This is a genomic window from Microbacterium sp. SORGH_AS_0969 (assembly GCF_030818255.1).
Lineage (GTDB): Bacteria > Actinomycetota > Actinomycetes > Actinomycetales > Microbacteriaceae > Microbacterium.
This window is the reverse complement of record NZ_JAUTAG010000001.1, coordinates 3,621,712-3,637,819: the sequence shown is the minus strand read 5'-3', so window position 1 is coordinate 3,637,819 and position 16,108 is coordinate 3,621,712. Positions and strand designations below refer to the sequence as shown.

Annotated in this window: 19 protein-coding genes; 13 read left to right on the top strand and 6 right to left on the bottom strand. The window is 70.1% G+C overall.

Translation table 11 applies throughout. From position 1 onward, the window contains the following. Window positions 1-68: 68 nt before the first annotated feature. The 3 genes from QE388_RS17045 to QE388_RS17035 are packed head-to-tail and all read left to right on the top strand — an operon-like array spanning window position 69 to window position 2,262. On the top strand, window positions 69-806 hold the full coding sequence (locus QE388_RS17045; protein ID WP_307386668.1) for a sulfurtransferase: 738 nt from the start codon (window positions 69-71) through the stop codon (window positions 804-806). Further along, window positions 806-1,759: a dipeptidase gene (locus QE388_RS17040; protein WP_307386666.1), complete on the top strand. Its 954-nt coding sequence runs from the start codon at window positions 806-808 to the stop codon at window positions 1,757-1,759. Before QE388_RS17045 ends, QE388_RS17040 begins: the two co-directional genes overlap by 1 nt. Next, window positions 1,756-2,262 (top strand): GNAT family N-acetyltransferase, encoded by a 507-nt coding sequence (locus QE388_RS17035; RefSeq protein ID WP_307386665.1) that lies wholly within the window; start codon window positions 1,756-1,758, stop codon window positions 2,260-2,262. The genes QE388_RS17040 and QE388_RS17035 overlap by 4 nt, the downstream gene beginning before the upstream one ends. On the opposite strand, the gene QE388_RS17030 is transcribed toward QE388_RS17035, so the two are convergent. Genes QE388_RS17030 through QE388_RS17020 form a run of 3 tightly spaced genes read right to left on the bottom strand, consistent with a single transcriptional unit; the run spans window position 2,259 to window position 4,312 of the window. After that, the gene (locus QE388_RS17030; RefSeq protein ID WP_307386664.1) at window positions 2,259-2,642 is read right to left on the bottom strand and encodes a glyoxalase; all 384 of its coding nucleotides are present in this window, start codon (window positions 2,640-2,642) and stop codon (window positions 2,259-2,261) included. The genes QE388_RS17035 and QE388_RS17030 overlap by 4 nt on opposite strands. 34 nt (window positions 2,643-2,676) lie before the next feature. Further along, window positions 2,677-3,912, bottom strand: a complete 1,236-nt coding sequence (locus tag QE388_RS17025; protein WP_307386662.1) for an NAD(P)/FAD-dependent oxidoreductase — start codon at window positions 3,910-3,912, stop codon at window positions 2,677-2,679. 49 nt (window positions 3,913-3,961) lie between these two features. Further along, entirely contained in the window at window positions 3,962-4,312 is a 351-nt protein-coding gene (locus tag QE388_RS17020) for an ArsR/SmtB family transcription factor (protein ID WP_373426628.1), read from the bottom strand. Between the two features lie 100 nt (window positions 4,313-4,412). On the opposite strand from QE388_RS17020, the gene QE388_RS17015 reads away from it, so the two are divergent. Genes QE388_RS17015 through QE388_RS17005 form a run of 3 tightly spaced genes read left to right on the top strand, consistent with a single transcriptional unit; the run spans window position 4,413 to window position 6,606 of the window. Next, window positions 4,413-4,820, top strand: coding sequence for an arsenate reductase ArsC (locus QE388_RS17015; RefSeq protein ID WP_307386659.1), 408 nt, complete (start codon window positions 4,413-4,415; stop codon window positions 4,818-4,820). Further along, the gene (locus QE388_RS17010) at window positions 4,817-6,115 is read left to right on the top strand and encodes an FAD-dependent oxidoreductase (RefSeq protein WP_307386657.1); all 1,299 of its coding nucleotides are present in this window, start codon (window positions 4,817-4,819) and stop codon (window positions 6,113-6,115) included. Before QE388_RS17015 ends, QE388_RS17010 begins: the two co-directional genes overlap by 4 nt. Continuing rightward, the gene (locus QE388_RS17005; RefSeq protein WP_307386655.1) at window positions 6,082-6,606 is read left to right on the top strand and encodes a GNAT family N-acetyltransferase; all 525 of its coding nucleotides are present in this window, start codon (window positions 6,082-6,084) and stop codon (window positions 6,604-6,606) included. Before QE388_RS17010 ends, QE388_RS17005 begins: the two co-directional genes overlap by 34 nt. A 40-nt stretch (window positions 6,607-6,646) precedes the next feature. On the opposite strand, the gene msrA is transcribed toward QE388_RS17005, so the two are convergent. Both msrA and msrB read right to left on the bottom strand, forming a co-directional pair. Further along, window positions 6,647-7,201: a peptide-methionine (S)-S-oxide reductase MsrA gene (gene msrA, locus QE388_RS17000; protein ID WP_058596679.1), complete on the bottom strand. Its 555-nt coding sequence runs from the start codon at window positions 7,199-7,201 to the stop codon at window positions 6,647-6,649. Between the two features lie 38 nt (window positions 7,202-7,239). After that, window positions 7,240-7,698: a peptide-methionine (R)-S-oxide reductase MsrB gene (msrB, locus tag QE388_RS16995; RefSeq protein ID WP_307386651.1), complete on the bottom strand. Its 459-nt coding sequence runs from the start codon at window positions 7,696-7,698 to the stop codon at window positions 7,240-7,242. A 188-nt stretch (window positions 7,699-7,886) separates the two neighbouring features. Here msrB and QE388_RS16990 point away from each other — a divergent pair, with 188 nt between their 5' ends. Beyond that, window positions 7,887-8,714, top strand: coding sequence for an SDR family NAD(P)-dependent oxidoreductase (locus QE388_RS16990; protein ID WP_307386650.1), 828 nt, complete (start codon window positions 7,887-7,889; stop codon window positions 8,712-8,714). 33 nt (window positions 8,715-8,747) lie between these two features. Here the strand turns inward: QE388_RS16990 and QE388_RS16985 are convergent, their stop codons facing one another. After that, window positions 8,748-9,059: a hypothetical protein gene (locus QE388_RS16985; RefSeq protein ID WP_307386648.1), complete on the bottom strand. Its 312-nt coding sequence runs from the start codon at window positions 9,057-9,059 to the stop codon at window positions 8,748-8,750. A gap of 67 nt (window positions 9,060-9,126) precedes the next feature. On the opposite strand from QE388_RS16985, the gene QE388_RS16980 reads away from it, so the two are divergent. The 6 genes from QE388_RS16980 to QE388_RS16955 all read left to right on the top strand — a co-directional run bounded on the left by QE388_RS16980 (window position 9,127) and on the right by QE388_RS16955 (window position 16,086). Then, window positions 9,127-9,750, top strand: a complete 624-nt coding sequence (locus tag QE388_RS16980) for a 3,4-dioxygenase subunit beta (protein WP_307386646.1) — start codon at window positions 9,127-9,129, stop codon at window positions 9,748-9,750. 175 nt (window positions 9,751-9,925) lie between these two features. Next, window positions 9,926-10,642 carry a CoA pyrophosphatase gene (locus tag QE388_RS16975; RefSeq protein WP_307386644.1) on the top strand — a complete coding sequence of 239 codons (717 nt, stop codon included), beginning with the start codon at window positions 9,926-9,928 and terminating at the stop codon, window positions 10,640-10,642. Window positions 10,643-10,669: 27 nt separating this feature from the next. Beyond that, entirely contained in the window at window positions 10,670-12,385 is a 1,716-nt protein-coding gene (gene pgi, locus QE388_RS16970) for a glucose-6-phosphate isomerase (protein WP_307386642.1), read from the top strand. A gap of 351 nt (window positions 12,386-12,736) precedes the next feature. Continuing rightward, complete coding sequence (locus tag QE388_RS16965; RefSeq protein WP_307386641.1) at window positions 12,737-13,666, top strand: phospholipase; 930 nt, start codon at window positions 12,737-12,739, stop codon at window positions 13,664-13,666. Window positions 13,667-13,757: 91 nt separating this feature from the next. Then, window positions 13,758-14,339, top strand: a complete 582-nt coding sequence (locus QE388_RS16960) for a PadR family transcriptional regulator (RefSeq protein ID WP_307386639.1) — start codon at window positions 13,758-13,760, stop codon at window positions 14,337-14,339. 70 nt (window positions 14,340-14,409) lie between these two features. Continuing rightward, window positions 14,410-16,086 carry an AarF/ABC1/UbiB kinase family protein gene (locus tag QE388_RS16955; protein WP_307387169.1) on the top strand — a complete coding sequence of 559 codons (1,677 nt, stop codon included), beginning with the start codon at window positions 14,410-14,412 and terminating at the stop codon, window positions 16,084-16,086. Window positions 16,087-16,108 lie beyond the last annotated feature (22 nt).

Sequence of the window (16,108 nt, the reverse complement as noted above, 5' to 3'; positions counted from 1 at the left end):
GTGATCCTCCACGCTAGGCGATCGCTTCCCCGGCACTCGGAGGCTTGACGCTTTCGTACGCTGGAGGCATGGCATCCGTCCTCAACGTCTCGGCGTATCTGTTCACGCGCATCGACGACCCCGCCGCCCTCCGCGTCACGCTGCGCGAGCGGGCGCTCGCGGCGGGTCTGCGCGGAACGATCCTTCTCGCCGAAGAGGGCATCAACCTCTTCCTCGCCGGGCCGGCCGACGCCGTGCGCGGTTTCGTGGACGAGCTGCGCGTCGACCCGCGCTTCGCCGCTCTCGAAACGAAGCACAGTTGGTCGGATGCCGTGCCCTTCGGCAAGCTCCTGGTGAAGGTGAAGCGCGAGATCATCCGCATGGACCGGCCCGAGGTGCGCCCTCAGGACGGCCGGGCTCCCGCCGTGAGTCCCGACACCCTGCGCCGCTGGCTCGATCGCGGCACCGACGACGAGGGACGCGAGGTCGTGCTCGTCGACACCCGCAACGCTTTCGAGGTCGATTACGGCACCTTCGCCGGCGCGAAGGACTGGCGCATCGAGCGTTTCACGCAGTTCCCGGATGCCGCGAGCTCTCACCGAGATGAACTCGCCGGGAAGACGGTCGTGAGTTTCTGCACGGGCGGGATCCGCTGCGAGAAGGCCGCGCTCTACCTTCGCGACGAAGGCGTCGACGCGTACCAGCTCGACGGGGGGATCCTCGGGTGGTTCGCGGCCCAGGGCGATGCGCATTGGCAGGGCGACTGTTTCGTGTTCGACGGCCGCGAAGCGCTGGACGCGGGGCTCGCGCCGCGAGCGGGCGCCTGATGCTCTGGGATCAGCACGCCTGCGTCGAACTCGTCGAGACCGCCGACATCGCTGAGGTGCACCGGTACCGCGGCGCCGGCGGTGGATACGTCTCGCTGAACGTCGGCTACGCCCCGCACGGGCCGGAGCTCACGGCACCCCTTCTCCACTCCTTTCGCGCGCAGGTCGCCGCTCTCGACGGGTTGGAGCTCGCCGCCACCGTCGCCGACGTTGACCGCATCGCCGCTCGCGGCGACACCGCCGTCGCGTTCGACCTCGAGGATTGCGCTCCCCTCGGCGGAGACCTGGATGCCGTCGGCCCCCTCGTCGCGCAGGGTGTGCGCACGCTCGGCCCGACGTACAACCACGCCAATCGCGCGGGCGGCGGCTGCCTCGACGCGGTCGACGACGGTCTCACCGCGTGGGGCCGCGACCTCGTGGCCGAGATGAACCGTCGCGGGATGGTGCCGGACGGCTCGCACGTCGGCGCGCGCACGACGCTCGACATGTGCGCCGTGTCGGCCCGTCCCGTGGTGTTCAGTCACTCCAACATGCGCGCGGTCTGGGACCACCCCCGCAACATCACCGACGATCAGGCGCGAGCGGTCGCCGACACCGGGGGAGTCGTCGGCATCACCGGTGTCGGTATCTTTCTCGGACCGAACACCGCCACCCTGGATGCCATGGTCCGCCACCTCGAGTACGCCGTCGAGGTCGTCGGCATCCGCCACGTCGGCGTCAGCACCGACTTCTCGTTCGACTGGCGGACGTTCCGCGACACGATCGCCGAGTCGCCGGAGCTGTACGACGACAGCTACACGCGGTGGGGACCCATGGAGTGGATGCCGCCCGAGACCTTCGTCGGCCTCGGCTCCGCGCTCGCCGCGAGAGGATGGACCGACGCCGACACCGCCGCCGTGCTCGGCGGGAACTTCCGCCGCGTGGCGGCCGAGAGCTGGGAGCCCCTGGAATGACCGATCTCCGAGACGGGGCCGCTCTGCGCCCCGCCCGTGCCGGCGACGAAGAGGGCATCCTCGCGTGCATCCAGGCGCTCGCCGGCTACGAGAGAGAACCGGATGCCGTCGACAACACGGCCGAGATGATCCGGGCGACGCTGTTCGGCGACGATCCCCGCGCGTTCGCATTCGTCGTGGAGCGGGACGGGGAGATCCGCGCGATCGCCATCTGGTTCCTCACGTACTCGACATGGACCGGCCGTCACGGCATCTGGCTCGAAGACCTCTACGTGCACGAGCAGTACCGGTCGTCCGGCTACGGCGTGGCCCTGTTGGCCGCGCTCGCCGCCGAATGCATCGACAAGGACTACTCGCGCCTGGAGTGGACGGTGCTCGACTGGAACGAGCCTGCGATCGGCTTCTATCGCGCGCTCGGCGCCGAGGCGATGGACGAGTGGACGACGAGGCGCGTGACCGGCGACGCCCTGACCGCGCTCGCCGCTCGCGGCGCGAGCCGCTAGTCCGCGACGATCTCGACCTTGAAGCCTGCCGCGTTCTCGATCCACCCCGCGTAGTGCTGCGGTCCGCCGGCGTGCGGATAGCGGTCGGCGTACAGGGGATTCCACCCGTGCGCGGGGGCGTCGACCATCACGGCGTCCACCTCGGCGGGCGTCCCGCCCTCGAAAGCGAGATGGTTCACGCCGGGCCGTCGGCGATCGTGCGGGGCGTCGACCGTGTTCGGTGTCGTCGTCACCGAGATGTACGCGCCGGCGGCGGTGAAGGTCGCCCCACCGGGCCACTCGGCATCCGTCGTCCATCCGAGGCGGGTGAAGAGCCAGATCCAGTCGGTCAGGCCGTCGGGGTGGGCGATCCAGATGTCGAGGTGGTGGAGGCCGGGCATACGTCCAGTCTGCCGGGAGTCAGCGCCGGTCCGCTCAGCCCGCGAGGTCGGCGAGCACGGCCTCGGCGGCTCGCTGGCCCGACACGAGCGCTCCCTGGATCGACGCGGTGTCGCGGTGATCGCCGGCCACATACCGCCCGTCGCCGAGGCGCACCGGGCGGCGCAGCCGCAGCGGCGGGTCCTGCGCCGGCAGAGCGCGAGCGACGTCGTCACGCCGGAGGAGTCGCCACGGTCGGGTGTCGGTCTCCCAGATCTCGGCGAGCTGGCTCCGGATGCCATCCTCCGTCGCCGCGGAGGGCATCACGCAGGTCGCCTGGACGAGGTGCTGTCCCCGCGGAGCGTAGGTCGGGGCGGTGTTCGTCATGATCGCGGTGTTCACGATCGGGCCGCGTCGTCGCCCGTCGACGCGGAGCGCAGCGTCCTTGCTCGGTGCGTCGTCGGTGGCGAACCACCACGTCTGCAGGCCACGCGGGCGCGGCAGCGCGACATCGAGCGCCGGGTCGAGCCCGGTCGCGATCACCACGGCGCGGGCGGTGACGGCATCCCGTCCCTCGATGCCCACGTGCCAACCGGACCCCCGGGGCCGGGTGGAAACCACCCGATGACCGACCCGGATGCCGGCCCCGGCGCGGCGCGCCGTGTCGGCGAGCTGCGCGGGAAGAGCGCCGATCCCCGCGGCGGGGACCCCCGGACGGCCGAGCGCGAAGCTGCGCACGAGCAGCCGGACGAACGCGTCGGAGGTCTGTTGCCGGTCGTCGGCGAGGACCCCGGCGAGGAAGGGCTCGAGCACGCTCTCGCGCAGGGGGCCTCGGAGCCCCGCGCGGTCCCACGCTTCTTCGAGCGTGCGGTCGGCGCCGTCCTTCGCCGCGCGGGCCGAGACCACGGTCGGCGCCGCCCAACGGGCGAGCGCGGCGAGATCGGCGGGCCGCACGAGCCCGCTGGCCAGCGTCTCGGGGAGCGAGAAGGGGGGTCGCACGGGATGGGCCAGACGGACGACCCGGTCCTCGAGCCGCACGCCGACCGCGACGGGGAAGCGCCGGAGCGCGAGCGCGTCGACATCGACCCACCGACGGATGGACGGGTACGCCGGATTGAGCACGTGGAAGCCGAGGTCGAGGCGGAAGCCGTCCACGATGTCGGTCCGCTCACGTCCGCCGACGGTCTCGCCCGCCTCGAGGACCACGACATCGCGGCCGGCGTGGGCGAGGCGGGTCGCGCAGCGCAGCCCCGCGAGCCCCGCGCCGATGACGATGACGTCGTACGCGCTCATGGGGCGAGCCTAGGCATCGCCCTGCCGGCGGAAGCGGGGGTTGCGCGCGTCAGGGCCGGGGCGCGATGGCCGCGGCGACGCGGTCGAGGGCGCCCGGCACGAGCGAGAAGTACGCCCAGGTGGCGCGCTTCTCGCGGGTGAGGATGCCGGCATCCACCAGCACCTTGGTGTGGTGTGACACCGTCGGTTGCGACAGGCCCAGCGGCTCCTGCAGGTCGCACGCGCACGTGGCGCCGGCATCCTGAGCGGCGATGATCGACACGATCCGCAGGCGGGCGGGATCGGCCAGCGCCTTGAGCGTCTTCGCGAGGGTCTCCGCCTCTGCCGGTGCCATCGCGGCATCGCCCGACGACACGCAGCACGGGGCGTCGAGCAGAGGCAGGGCGGTACCGGGAGTCATGGCATCCATCATTCTCAGAATATCGAGGAACGTCAATATTGACGTGCGTCGATGTTCTGCGTCATGCTGTTCCCGTTCGCCCCGACCCGAAGGAAGCGTGATGTCCGACACCGCCACCATCCTCTTCGTCTGCGTGCACAACGCCGGCCGTTCGCAGATGGCCGCCGGCTACGCCCGCGCCCTAGGCGGCGAGCGCGTCCGCGTGCTGTCGGGCGGGAGCGCACCGGGTGACGCCCTCAACCCGATGGCGGTCGCGGCCATGGCCGAGGAGGGCATCGACATCAGTGCCGAGGTGCCGCAGCTGCTGATCACCGACGACGTGCGCGCGTCCGACGCGGTCATCACGATGGGCTGCGGGGACGCGTGCCCGATCTTCCCCGGCAAGCGCTACGAGGACTGGGAACTGACCGATCCGGCGGGCAAGGGCCTCGACGAAGTCCGCCCGATCCGCGATGACATCAAGGCGCGTGTCACCACGCTGCTGCGTGAGCTGGGGGTCGAGGCGTGAGCCTCACCCTCACGGTCCCGCCGCGGCCCGAGGTCGACCGTCGCGCGGGTCTTCCCGTCGCGGTCATCGGCGCAGGGCCGGTCGGCTTGGCTGCCGCCGCTCACCTGATCGAGCGCGGGCTGCCAGTGGTCGTCTTCGAGGCGGGCGACGCCGCCGGCGCGGCCGTTCGCGAATGGGGCCACACGCGCCTCTTCTCGCCGTGGCGCTATGTCGTCGACGCCGCAGCTCGCCGTCTGCTCGAGGCCGAGGGGTGGACCGCTCCGGATGCCGAGGGCCTGCCCACCGGCGACGAGCTGATCGACCGTTACCTCGAACCCCTCGCGCGCACCGCCGCCCTGGCATCCGTCGTCCACTACCGAACGCGCGTGGAGGCCGTGTCGAGGCAGGGCATGGACCGCACGCGGTCCGCCGGACGCGCTGCTGCGCCGTTCACGCTGCGACTGCGGACGAACGACGGCGTGACGGATGCCACGGCTCGGGCCGTCATCGACACCTCGGGCACGACGAGCTCTCCGCATTCGCTGTTGGCGTCGGGTCTCGCCCCCGAAGGTGACCTCGGCGACCGGGTGACGACGGCGCTTCCCGACGTACGGGGACGCGACCGTGTCCGCTTCATCGGCCGCCGTGTGCTCGTCGTCGGCGCCGGCCACTCGGCGGCGAACACCCTGATCGCGCTCGCCGCACTCGCCGACGAAGACCCCGCGACGCGCGTGTCGTGGGCCGTGCGCACCGAAGCCACGGCGCGGCTCGCCGCCGACGCGGCCGACGACCTCGCCGCGCGCGGACGCCTCGGCACGGCGGTGCACCGTCTGGTCGTCGACGGGCGTGTCGAGCAGATCGCCTCGTTCGAGATCGATGATGTTCGGCTGTCCGACGCCGGAGTTCGCGTGAGCGGTCGACGCGCAGGCGAGGCGTTCGCGGTCGCGGTGGACGTGATCGTCAATGCCACCGGATTTCGCCCCGACCTGTCGATGCTGGCCGAGATCCGCCTCGGTCTCGACGAGATTGTGGAGGCGCCGCGTGCCCTCGCCCCGCTCATCGACCCGAACGTGCACTCGTGCGGGTCGGTGCCGCCGCACGGCGTCGCCGAGCTCACCCACCCCGAGCCCGACTTCTACCTCGCAGGCATGAAGTCGTACGGTCGAGCGCCCACATTCCTGCTGCTCACCGGGTACGAGCAGGTGCGATCGATAGCCGCCGAGCTCGCAGGTGACCGGGTGGCGGCGCGGCAGGTCGATCTCGTGCTGCCCGAGACGGGCGTGTGCACGACCGACGCGGGGTCCTGCTGCGCGTGAGCACGACGGTGCGCCCGTTGGCCGAGGCGGATTGGCCGGAGGTGCATCGCATCTATGCGGAGGGCATCGCGACCGGTCACGCCACGTTCGAAGCGGCACCCCCGGCGACCTGGGTCGACTTCGCGACGGGGAAGCTCGACGCGCACCGCTTCGTCGCGGTCATCGACGGTCGAATCACGGGCTGGGCGGCTGTGTCGGCCGTGTCGTCACGGCCGGTCTACCGCGGGGTCGTCGAGCACTCCGTCTATGTCGAGGCCGACGGTCGAGGACAGGGAATCGGGCATGCACTGCTCGACGCGGTCATCGATTCGACCGAGGCCGACGGTATCTGGACGATCCAGGCGTCGATCTTTCCTGAGGACACCGCGTCGCTCGCTCTTTACGCCCGCCACGGCTTCCGCACGGTCGGAACGCGCGAGCGGATCGGACGAGACGTGGCCGGCCGCTGGCGCGACACCGTGCTCATCGAGAGGCGCAGCCACCGGGTATGACAAGGGCCCGGATGCCATGGCATCCGGGCCCCGGAAACGCTTACGCGGAGGCTTCCTCACGCTTGGGCAGCACCCAACCGGGGCGCACGAAGTGGCACGTGTACCCGTTCGGGATGCGCACGAGGTAGTCCTGGTGCTCGGGCTCGGCCTCCCAGAAGGGCGCCTCGGGCTCGATCGTCGTGACGACCTTGGCGGGCCAGATGCCGGACGCGTCGACGTCGGCGATCGTGTCGCGGGCGACCTTCTCCTGCTCGGGGGAGAGCGGGAAGATCGCGGAACGGTAGCTCGTGCCGATGTCGTTGCCCTGACGGTTCAGCGTCGAGGGGTCGTGGATCTGGAAGAAGAACGCCAGGATGTCGCGGTACGACGTCCGGGTCGGGTCGAAGACGATCTCGACGGCCTCCGCGTGACCGGGGTGGTTGCGGTAGGTGGCGTGGTCGTTCTGGCCGCCGGTGTAGCCGACGCGTGTGTCGAGCACGCCGGGCTGCCGGCGGATGAGGTCTTCGACGCCCCAGAAGCAGCCGCCGGCGAGGACGGCGGTCTCGGTGCCGGGGCGGCGGGTGATCTCGCCGGTGTCGGTGGGTCCGCTGGTCATGGTGTGGCTCCTTTTGCGGTTGCGGAAAGAGAAGAGGTTCATGAGACGCGGCTCTCCGGGAACAGCGCGCGGTAGGCGCCGTATCCCTGCGCCTCGAGCTCGGCGACGGGCACGAATCGGAGGGCGGCCGAGTTCATGCAGTATCTCAGCCCGCCGGCCTGGCGAGGGCCGTCGTCGAAGAGGTGGCCCAGGTGGCTGTCGGCTCCCGCCGAGCGCACCTCGGTGCGCGTCATCCACAGACTCCGATCCGTCTTGGTCACGACGGCGTCGTCATCGATCGGCTTGGTGAAGCTCGGCCAGCCCGAGCCGCTCTCGAACTTGTCGGTCGAGGAGAACAGCGGCTGTCCTGACACGACATCGACGTAGATGCCGTCCTCGTGGTTGTCCCAGTACTCGTTGCGGAACGGCGGCTCGGTGGCGTCGTCCTGCGTGACGGCGAACTGGCGGTCGGTGAGGCGGCCCAGCGCCTCCGACGTCTTCCGGTACTCCGTGCTCACGGTTCGTATCCTCTCGTCTCGACGCCCGGGAGCGGGCGTCACACAAGAGAACGCGGCGCCCGCGCTTTTTGGTCCCTCGGGGCTGGGAGCGGGCTGTGAGTTCTCAGGAGTCCCGGATGCCGAGGGCAAGCCCCGTGGTTCTCATCGGCGCGCGCATTAGCGTGGCGCTCATCGACCAGGAGGTACGCATGACCCGCACCATCGTCATCACCGGCGCCAGCGACGGCATCGGTGCCGCGTCGGCGAAGCAGCTGAACGATCTCGGTGAAGAGGTGGTGGTGGTCGGCCGCAATCCCGAGAAGACCGCTCGCGTCGCGCGGACCCTCGGTGTCGATTCCTTCGTCGCGGACTTCACCGACCTGGCGCAGGTGCGTGAGCTCGCGGCATCCCTTCTCGAGCGATACCCGCGCATCGACGTGCTGGCGAACAACGCCGGGGGAGTGTTCGGCCGGCGTACCCTCACGACCGACGGGTACGAGACGACGTTCCAGGTGAACCACCTCGCTCCGTTCTTGCTCACCAACCTGCTGCGGGAGCGGCTCGTCGACTCGCGGGCATCCGTGATCCAGACCTCGAGCGCCGCCGCGAAGCTCTTTCCGCGCTTCGACATCGACGACTTGCAGGGTGAGCGGCACTACTCCTCCACGGCGGCGTACGGCAACGCGAAGCTCGCGAACGTGCTGTTCACGAAGGAGCTGAACCGGCGCTTCGGCGAGTTCGGCGTCTCGGTCGTGGCGTTCCACCCCGGTGTCATCGCCTCGAACTTCGGCTCGTCGAGCGACGGGCCGTGGAAGTTCTTGTATTCCGGTCCGCTCGCGAAGCGGTTGATGACCTCGACCTCGGTCGGCGGAGCGCGGTTGACGTGGCTCGCCCTCGGCAAGCCCGGTGTCGACTGGGAGCCGGGCGGCTTCTACGCGAACAACAAGCCCGCCAAGACGAACCGCATCGCCGACGACCCGGTGATCGCGCGACAGCTCTGGGAGCGCAGTGCCGTTCTGACCGACCTGTCGGACTGACGTCGTCATCGCCGACCGCATGGGGGCGAAGGGTCAGCGCGTGAGCCCCCGCGGGGGTTCGACCTCCCACCCGAGGCGTTCGAGCGCGTCGTGCAGGCGTCGTGCCTGCGCCCACGCGACCTCCCTCGACACGTCGGAGTAGACGTCGATCGCGAAAGGCGGCGGATCGGCGAACTTCGGGATCTCGACCTCGGCCCAGGCGTGCGGGGCGAGCCAGACACGGGGGCGGGAGGTGCCCGCGTCCTCGATGCCCCCGTCGGCGGCGAAGGCGATGACGTCGAGCGCGTCGAGCTTGGTGATGGGCATGTCCACGACGAGCGTGACCGCGTGCAGCGAGTCGGACATGGCGTTACCTCCCGTCCCCTCATCCTCACACGGGGATCGCCTCCCGGGTCGGGTTCGCCGGGACGGCATGACGATGCCGACACGTCGTCTTGAGCAGTCGGGGATCGTGCGCAGCGACCTGCGCACGATCCCCGGTGGAGGGGCGACCGGAGCGGGCGTGCCGATGACCCTGAATCTGACCATCTTCGACACCGCGAACGGCGACGATCCTTTCGCCGGTGCCGCCGTGTACGTCTGGCATTGCGACACCGAGGGACGCTCCTCGATGTACTCGTCCGGGATCGAGGACGAGAGCTACCTGCGCGGGGTCCGAGTCGTCGGGGCCGACGGCATCGTGTCCTTCACGTCGATCTTCCCCGGCTGCTCCGACGGTCGCTGGCCCCACATCCACTTCGAGGTCTATCCGAACGTGGATGCCATCACCGATGCGTCCAACGCGATCGCGACGTCGCAGGTCGCCCTGCCGCAGGTCGCGTGCGCCGTGGTGTACGCGGACGCGGCGTACCCGTCGTCGGCATCCAACCTCTCCCGAGTCTCGCTCGACAGCGACAACGTCTTCGGCGACGACGGGGGAGCACTCGAGCTCGCCACCGCCACGGGCGACAACTCCTCCGGCTGGACCGTCTCCCTGGGGGTCCGCGTCGACACGGCCACGACCCCGGCCGCGGGTGCCGCACCCGGGCGGCGCTGACCCGAATCCGCCAGGAAAGCCTCCGATGCCGCGGAGAAGGAGGCTTTGGGCTCGGAGAGGGCCTCTTCCGCGACCGCGCCCGACGGTGCCTGTGTCGACGCCCCGATCGAGGGCAGGTGGCCGGCGAGGCAGGAGAGGAGGATCGATCGGACGACGCGCTCGGTAGCCTCGACCCATGTCCTCCCCCCGCGCGCAACTGGAGAACCTCGTCCGTCGCCCGCACGCCGGCGACTTCGCCGCCCTGCACGCTCTGCCCGTCGAGGGGGAGGCGCGAGCCGCCGCGGTGCTCATCCTGTTCGGTGTCCTCGACGGCATCCCGAGCCTCCGCGAGGCGGTTCACGTGCCGAGCGACCTGGACGTCCTCCTCCTCGCCCGCGCCAGCACCCTTCGAGCGCACCCGGGCCAGGTCGCGTTCCCGGGCGGCCGTGTTGACCCCGGAGACGCGGATGCCGTGGCCGCGGCGTTGCGCGAAGCCCGCGAGGAGACAGGGCTCGATCCCGACGGGGTCGATGTGCTGGGGACGCTCCCGGCCGTACCGCTCGCGTTCTCGCGGCACGAGGTGACCCCGGTGATCGGCTGGTGGTCGCGCCCGACATCGGTTCGCGCGGTCGACAGGGCAGAGTCGGCCGAGGTGTTCCGCGCCCCCGTGGCGGACCTTCTCGATCCGGACCGTCGCGGGTCGACGGTCATCCGACGCGAGGGACGGGTGTGGCGGGGACCGGCGTTCGCGCTCGAGACGGCCGGCGGTCCGCAGACAGTCTGGGGCTTCACCGCGATGGTGCTGGACGGACTGTTCGATCTGCTCGGCTGGACCGAACCGTGGGATGCCGCTCGCGAGATCGCGCTGCCCGAGCAGGCGCCGACGGCTCCTCCCCACCCCGCGGATCTTTAGCGTCTTCCCCGCGGTTCGTCATCCGCGATGTGCACGGGCGCGGGGATCGCTAGCGTGGACATCGTGACTGCGCCTATCGACCCCACCACCACCGCCGCCTGGTCCCGCCTCTCCGCGTTGCGCGACTCGTTCCAGCCCGACCTCCGCGGCTGGTTCGCCGCGGACGCCGACCGGGTCCGGGACCTCACCCGCACGGTCGGCGACCTGCACGTCGACCTGTCGAAGAACCTCGTGACCCCCGAGGTGCTCGACGCCCTCATCGACCTCGCCGGTGAGACCGGCGTGCGTGAACGCTTCGCCGAGATGCTGCGCGGTGCACACCTGAACACCAGCGAGGATCGCGCGGTCCTGCACACGGCGCTGCGTCGCCCCGCCGGAGCGGAACCGGCACTGGTCGTCGACGGGCAGCAGGTCGACCACGACGTGCACGAGGTGCTCGATCGTCTCAGCGCCTTCGCCGACCGCGTGCGCTCGGGGGAGTGGCGCGGCGTGACCGGCAAGAAGGTCACGACCGTCGTCAACATCGGTATCGGCGGCAGCGACCTCGGACCCGTCATGGTCTACGAGGCGCTCCTTCCCTACGCCGACGCCGGTGTGCACGCCCGCTTCGTCTCCAACATCGATCCGACCGACATCGCTCAGAAGACCGCCGACCTCGACCCCGAGACGACGCTCTTCATCGTCGCCTCCAAGACCTTCACCACCCTCGAGACGCTGACGAACGCTCGGCTCGCTCGCGATTGGTTGTGGGAGAAGCTCGCCGCGGCGGGGGCGATCGACGACACCGACGCCGCACGCACCGACGCTGTGGCGCACCACTTCGTCGCCGTTTCGACCGCGCTCGACAAGGTGGCGGCCTTCGGGATCGATCCCGCGAACGCCTTCGGCTTCTGGGACTGGGTCGGCGGCCGCTACTCGGTCGACTCCGCGATCGGTCTGTCGCTGGCGATCACACTCGGCCCCGACGCCTTCCGGGATCTCCTCGCCGGTTTCCACACGGTCGACGAGCACGTGGCATCCACCCCGGTCGAGCAGAACGTGCCCGTCCTCATGGGACTGCTCAACGTCTGGTACACGAACTTCCTCGGCGCGCAGTCGCACGCCGTGCTGCCGTACGCGCAGCAACTGCACCGTTTCGCCGCGTACCTCCAGCAGCTCACGATGGAGTCGAACGGTAAGTCCGTGCGCTGGGACGGCACCCCGGTGACCACCGACACCGGCGAAGTGTTCTGGGGCGAGCCCGGCACCAACGGCCAGCACGCGTTCTACCAGCTGATCCACCAGGGCACGCGTCTCATCCCCGCCGACTTCATCGCCTTCGTCAACCCGGCCTACCCCCTGGCCGACGACGGCCGAGATGTGCACGGACTGTTCCTCGCGAACTTCCTCGCCCAGACCAAGGCGTTGGCGTTCGGGAAGACGGCTGAAGAGGTCGAGGCCGAGGGGACGACGGGTGCCCTCGTCGCCGCTCGGACCTTCCCGGGCAACCGGCCGACCACGTCGATCTTCGCGCCCTCGCTCACCCCTGCCGTTCTCGGCCAATTGATCGCCCTGTACGAGCACATCACCTTCACGCAGGGCACGATCTGGGGTATCAACTCGTTCGACCAGTGGGGCGTGGAGCTCGGCAAGCAGCTCGCCCTGCAGATCGCCCCGGCGATCGAGGGCGACGACGACGCTCTCGCTGCCCAGGATGCCTCGACGGCCGCGCTCCTCGCGTACTACCGCGACCACCGCGCCTGAGAATTCGGGCTGATCCGCGATTTTTTCCGTCGCGGATCAGCCCGCTTTCCCCGCGTCGCGGGGGCCCGAGTCGCGTCGCTGACGAGCCGTTCAACCCGCACTCGAACGTTTGTGAAGAAATGCCAGGTCAAGGGCGCGAAATTTTCGACGCCGCGCGCGTGACCCGCGAAGTCTCGCGACGCCTCGATCTTCGACGAGGCGTGGTCTCTCCCGCCTGCCCCCTCCCACGACCCTCCCAGGTAACGAAGAGATAACGCTCAGAACAGCCACCCACACTCGGGGACTTGTGTCGACCCGACGGCACAACACCCGCGCTCCACCCGAGAGCGCGCCCCCGACGAAAGTGCTCTTTTGCTGCGTTCCGACCTCAAGCTCGTTCCCGTCCATCGCGCCCGTCGTACTCTCGCCACCGCGGCGACCTGTGCGGGCCTCGCCCTCGGCATGATCGCCACCACCGGTCTCGCCGTCGCGGCACCGCTCTCCCTGCCGGACGCCTCGGCGTCCGCGTTCAGCGCCCCCGCGGCGACGGCCTCACCCGCGACGATGCCGGTGGCGACGCTCGGCTCGACGCCGACGCTGCAGGCGGTCTCGGCATCCGCCGACACCGCCGCTGCCGACGCGCAGTCGGCGCTCTCCGGTGCCGCGTCCGTGCAGGCCGACATCGCGGCGGCGGGTCTGCCGCTGTCGGTCGGCGACACGGGCATCGACACCGCCGCGCTGAACGATGCGGTCGATCGTCTGTCGACCTCGGATCTGCTTCCCACGGTGCTCCTGCCGGCGCTCAGTCAGAACGCCGAGGTCGAGACGCAGCGCGTGAACGATCGCATCGCCGTTCTGCGTGGCAGCCTGAACGACGCTGTCGCGGCCAAGGCGGCGGCGGATGCCGCGGCTGAGGCGCAGCGCCAGGCGGAGGCCGCGGCTGCCGCCGAAGCCCGGCGGAAGGCGGATGAGGCCGCGGCCCTTGCGCGCCTCAACACGCCCGACGGTGCCAAGGAGTACGCCGCCCAGCTCGCCGCTCAGCAGTACGGGTGGGGCGACGACCAGTTCTCATGCCTCTCCTCCCTGTGGACCAAGGAGTCGGGCTGGAACTACCAGGCCTACAACCCCAGTGGCGCGACGGGTATCCCGCAGTCGCTCCCCGGTGACAAGATGGCGACCTTCGGCGACGACTGGCAGACCAACGCGGCGACCCAGATCAAGTGGGGTCTGGACTACATCTCCCGGGGGTACGGCACCCCGTGCGCCGCGTGGAGTCACTCGCAGGCGACCAACTGGTACTGAGAAAAACCTCCGCGATCGACCTCGACCGCGCCATAACGATATATCGTTATGTATCGCTGACTCAGATCGGGTCCGCGCGAAGGAGGTCGTCATGAGTGGTTCATTCCTGGGAGACGCGTTCGGCGGACGCGGCGGAAGCAACGCCCCCGGCTGGCCGGTGTCCAGCATCGTCGAGGAGGGCCTGGAGCAGCTGCGGGCGCAGTTCGAGCAGAAGACCGCGTCCGCACCCCGCATGAACAAGGGTGACGTGCGCTCGGCCGTGCTCTCGCTCCTGCTCGAGCAGCCGATGCACGGCTACCAGATCATCCGCGAGATCGAGGATCGCAGCGGCGGCTCGTGGAAGCCGAGCCCGGGTTCGGTGTACCCGACGCTCCAGCTGCTGACAGACGAAGGTCTCGTCCAGTCCGAGGAGTCGAACGGTCGCAAGACCTACTCGCTCACCGCCGAAGGCCGCGAGGCCGCCGGAGAAGAGACCACGGAACGCACCGCCCCGTGGGAGTCCGCGGGCTCGCGTGAGGGAGGTCGCATGACGGCGCTCCCCAAGGCCGGCGTCGAGCTCGCTCAGGCTGCCGCCCAGGTGGCACGCACGGGAGACAAGGAGCAGGTCGCGCAGGCCGTCGAGATCCTCGACGACGCCCGTCGCAAGCTCTACTCCATCCTCGCCCAGGGCTGAGGTTGCCCGTCCCCGGCGCGTGCCCTCGGCACGTCGGCATCCAGGAGTCCCGTTGACCGACGACGCCCTCATGCGTGCGCGCTACCGGCGCATCACGCGGTTCGCCGCGCGCTATCTCGTCCAGGCGTGGTGGTACGAGCTGTTCCTTCCGCGGTTCGGTCTCGGGTGGATCTCCGCCCGAGGCCGAACCCGGCGGCTCCTGCGCATCGCCCAGCGCTTCCACGTCCTCGCGGTCGATCTCGGCGGACTCATGATCAAGGTCGGGCAGTTCATGTCGTCGCGCCTCGACGTGCTTCCGCCGATCATCACGAAAGAACTCGAGGGCCTGCAGGACGAGGTGCCCGCCGTGCCTTTCGCCGAGATGCGCGAGCGCATCGAAGAAGAGCTCGGGATGCCGCTGACCCGCGCCTTCGCCTTCGTCGATGAGCGACCGCTCGCGGCGGCGTCGCTCGGGCAGGCGCACCGGGCGACGCTCACCGAGGCGATGGCGGAAGAGAGCGGACTCCGCGACGTCGTCGTCAAGGTCCAGCGCCCCGGAATCGACCGCATCGTCGACGTCGACCTCCGCGCCCTCCGCAAGGTCGGGCGGTGGCTCAGTAAGGTCTCGATCGTGTCGGATCGCGTCGACATGCCGGCCCTCGTCGAGGAGTTCGCCGTCACGAGCCTCGAAGAGATCGACTACCTCCACGAGGCGGCGAACTCCGAGCGTTTCGCCGCCGATTTCGCCCGTGACGGGGGCGTCGCCGTTCCCGCCGTGGCGTGGGAACGCACGACACGACGCGTGCTGACGCTCGAGGACGTGTCGGCGATCAAGGTCAACGACGTCGAGGCGCTCCGCGCCGCCGGGATCGATCCCTCCGAGGTGGCCGCACGGTTCGCCTCGGTGATGTTCGACCAGCTCTTCGAGGACGCGTTCTTCCACGCCGATCCGCATCCCGGCAACGTGTTCGTGACCCCGCTGTCGACTCCGGATGCCGCCACTTCGGACTGGCGCTTCACGTTCATCGACTTCGGCATGATGGGCGAGGTCCCGCCCGGACTCCGGCGTGGTCTTCGGCGCGTCCTGATCGCCGCGGCCTCCCGCGACGGCAAGGGCCTGGTCGACGGCATCCGTGACATCGGCGTCCTCCTTCCCTCCGCCGACACCGTGCAGCTCGAGCGGGCGATGACCCAGCTTTTCTCCCGCTTCGGCGGCATGGGCTTCGCCGAGCTGCAAGAGGTCGACCCGCGGGAGTTCCGCGCCTTCGCCGTCGAGTTCGGCGACGTGGTGCGCACGCTCCCGTTCCAGCTGCCCGAGAACTTCCTCTTGATCGTCCGTGCGATGTCGCTCACGAGCGGCATGTGCAGCGCTCTCGACCCTGCTTTCAACATCTGGGATGCCGTCGAGCCCTACGCGCAACGCCTCATCCGCGAAGAGAGCGGCAACACCGCCCAAGCGCTCGTGCGCGAGGTCGGAGCGGTCGCCGCCGTCACGGCGCGTCTCCCGCGCCGTCTCGACACGTTGATCTCGCGGTTCGAAGAGGGAGCCGTCTCGGTACAGACGCCGCGCATCGAGCGCCGATTGCGCGATCTCGAGCGGATGATCCGTCGCGTCGTCTCGGCGGTCCTGTTCACCGGGCTCCTGATCGGCGGAATCCTGCTCCAACCCGAGCAGGGTTTCTGGGGCACGACCCTCGTGGTCGCCTCGGTCGCGCCGCTGTCGCACGCTCTGCTCGCGGGGTTCGTCGCCCGCCGCAACGGCGGCTGAACGGGCAGCGGTCCTTCTTAGA